Annotated in this window: 2 protein-coding genes; both read right to left on the bottom strand. The window is 70.5% G+C overall.

The features are described 5' to 3' along the window. Positions 1-1,716 (bottom strand): molybdopterin-dependent oxidoreductase (locus FNH05_RS36125; protein WP_144593330.1); only part of this gene is annotated, 1,716 nt, incomplete at its 3' end. An 81-nt stretch (positions 1,717-1,797) separates the two neighbouring features. After that, positions 1,798-2,292, bottom strand: coding sequence for a hemerythrin domain-containing protein (locus tag FNH05_RS36120; RefSeq protein ID WP_144593329.1), 495 nt, complete (start codon positions 2,290-2,292; stop codon positions 1,798-1,800). Positions 2,293-2,414 lie beyond the last annotated feature (122 nt).

The raw sequence follows: 2,414 nt of genomic DNA, 5'->3' as shown, positions 1-2,414 counted from the left end.
GCCACCCCCGTTCACCCCCTGGCACCCGGTGAGCATGGTCAGGGTCAGGAAGGCCCGGTAGATCGTGTCGGAATGGAACCAGTGGTTCGTTCCGGCCCCCATGATGATCATCGACCGGCCGCCGGAGGCCTCCGCGTTCTCCGCGAACTCGCGCCCGATGCGGGCCGCCTTGGCCGCGGGCACCCCGGTCACGGTCTCCTGCCAGGCCGGGGTGTACGGCTGGGACGGATCGTCGTAGCCGGAGGGCCACTGTCCCGGCAGCCCGTCGCGGAAGACCCCGTACTGGGCCAGCAGCAGGTCGAACACCGTGGTGACCACGTGCTCGCCGAGGCGCCGCACCGGGACTCCGCGCCGCAGCACGCTCGCCGAACCGTCCGGTGTGTCGAACCGGGGAAGCCGTACCTCGGCCGCCTCGCCGCCCTCGGGCGACCACACCGACAGCAGAGGATCGAGCTCGCCGAGATCGAGGTTCCATTTCCCTTCGCCGTCTTCGCCGTAGCGGAAGCCGAGCGATCCCCCGGGCACCACCGGCCTTCCGGTGGCCGAATCCAGCAGCACCGTCTTGAACGCCGCGTTCTCGGTCTGCTCGCCGAGGTCCTCGGCGGTGAGGAACTTCCCCGGCACGTAACCGCTTTCGCGTTCTTCGAGCCGCACCAGGAAGGGCAGGTCGGTGTAGCGCTTGACGTAGTCGCCGAAGGCGGGCGCTTCCCGCCGCACGAAGAACTCGGTGAGGATCACGTGGCCCATCGCCATCGCCAGTGCCCCATCGGTGCCCGGCTGGGGGGCGAGCCATTCGTCGGCGAACTTCACGTTGTCGGCGTAGTCCGGGGAAACCGCGACGACCTTCTGCCCCCGGTACCGGGCTTCGGCCATCCAGTGCGCGTCCGGGGTGCGGGTCACCGGCAGGTTGGAACCCCACATCACCAGGTAGCCCGCGTCCCACCAGTCCGCCGACTCCGGCACGTCCGTCTGGTCGCCGAAGACCTGCGGTGAGGCGACCGGAAGATCGGCGTACCAGTCGTAGAAGGACAGCATCACGCCGCCCAGCAGTGAATAGAACCGCGCGCCCGCCGCGTGCGAAACCATCGACATGGCCGGAATGGGCGAGAACCCGGCGAGCCGGTCCGGGCCGTAGGCGCGGATGGTGTGCACGTGCGCTGCCGCCACCATCTCCACCGCCTCGGCCCAGCTGGCCCGGACCAGGCCACCCTTGCCGCGCGCCGACTTGTAGCGCCGCGCGGTGTCGCGATCCGACACCACGGCCGCCCAGGCCGCCACCGGATCACCCGTGCGGGCCTTGGCTTCGCGGTAGGCCTGCAGCAGTACGCCCCGCACGTAGGGGTAGCGCACCCGGGTGGGCGAGTAGGTGTACCAGGAAAACGCCGCGCCCCGGGGGCATCCGCGCGGCTCGTACTCCGGCCGGTCCGGGCCCACCGACGGGTAGTCGGTCTGCTGCGCCTCCCAGGTGATGATCCCGTCCTTGACGTAGACCTTCCAGGAGCACGAACCGGTGCAGTTCACGCCGTGGGTGGAGCGCACGACCTTGTCGTGGCTCCAGCGGTCGCGGTAGAAGGCGTCCGACTGCCGTCCCCCGGTCCGGTACAGACTGCGCCGGTCCGCGGAGACCTCCGCCCTGGTGAAGAAGCGCCGGGTGCCGACCAATGCCTCGGTGAGGGCGGAATCGAGGCCTGCCCGGGAAGGAGTCTGACCTGCCATCGCGCCGCCTTCACGCCGTCGAGTGCCGGTTGAACACGATCTGGATCAACGCTAACAGCAGCCCCCCGGCACCGCAGCGCTTCAGGCTCCGGTACGCCCTGATACGGGGAAGGCAGTGGGTAAGGAACTGCCCACCCGCTCCCGCACCGCGTCCACCGCGGCCCAGTCTTCGGTGCCGAGAAAGCCCAGCGCGGCCGGGAAAACGCCGTCCTGCTCGGTGAGGATGTGCTCCCGCAGCACGTGCAGGACCGCCATCAGCCGATCGGGCCAGGCCGGATCGGCCGGGGTCCCCGCCGCGGCCTCGTCCAGCACGGCCTCGATCCGCCGGTGCTCGGCGGTCAGCGAGGCGACGTGCTCACCGAAGTCCCCTTCCAGCGCGGGAAACAGTCCCTGCTCCTCGACCTGCGTGTGCGGGCCGAGCACGGTCGCGATCTCCCGGGCGAGGCGGGCCATCCCGGCGGCGTCGCCGCGCGCCCTGGCCTCACGCACCAGGCTGATCAGCCCGGCCACGTGGTCGTGTTCGGCGGTGAGCTCCGCGATCGCGGTGATCGACTGGCAACCGCAGTATTCACACATCGGGTACTCCTTCGGGCCGGTGCGCCGAGTGGCGCACCCCGGTCATGGTGAACAGCAGGGCGGCGAGCGCGACCACGGCCAGTGCCGCCAGGCCGAGCGCATAGGACGCGAAGGCGCCGTAC

The organism is Amycolatopsis rhizosphaerae, from assembly GCF_007713715.1.
In the GTDB taxonomy this organism is placed as follows: domain Bacteria; phylum Actinomycetota; class Actinomycetes; order Mycobacteriales; family Pseudonocardiaceae; genus Amycolatopsis_E; species Amycolatopsis_E rhizosphaerae.
The sequence above is the reverse complement of the archived record's forward strand: the minus strand, read 5'-3'. Positions and strand labels throughout refer to the sequence as shown.

Excerpts from the sequence above, each read along its gene's own strand:
- FNH05_RS36120 (WP_144593329.1), bottom strand. The coding sequence starts at position 2,292 with ATGTGTGAATACTGCGGTTGCCAGTCGATCACCGCGATCGCGGAGCTC.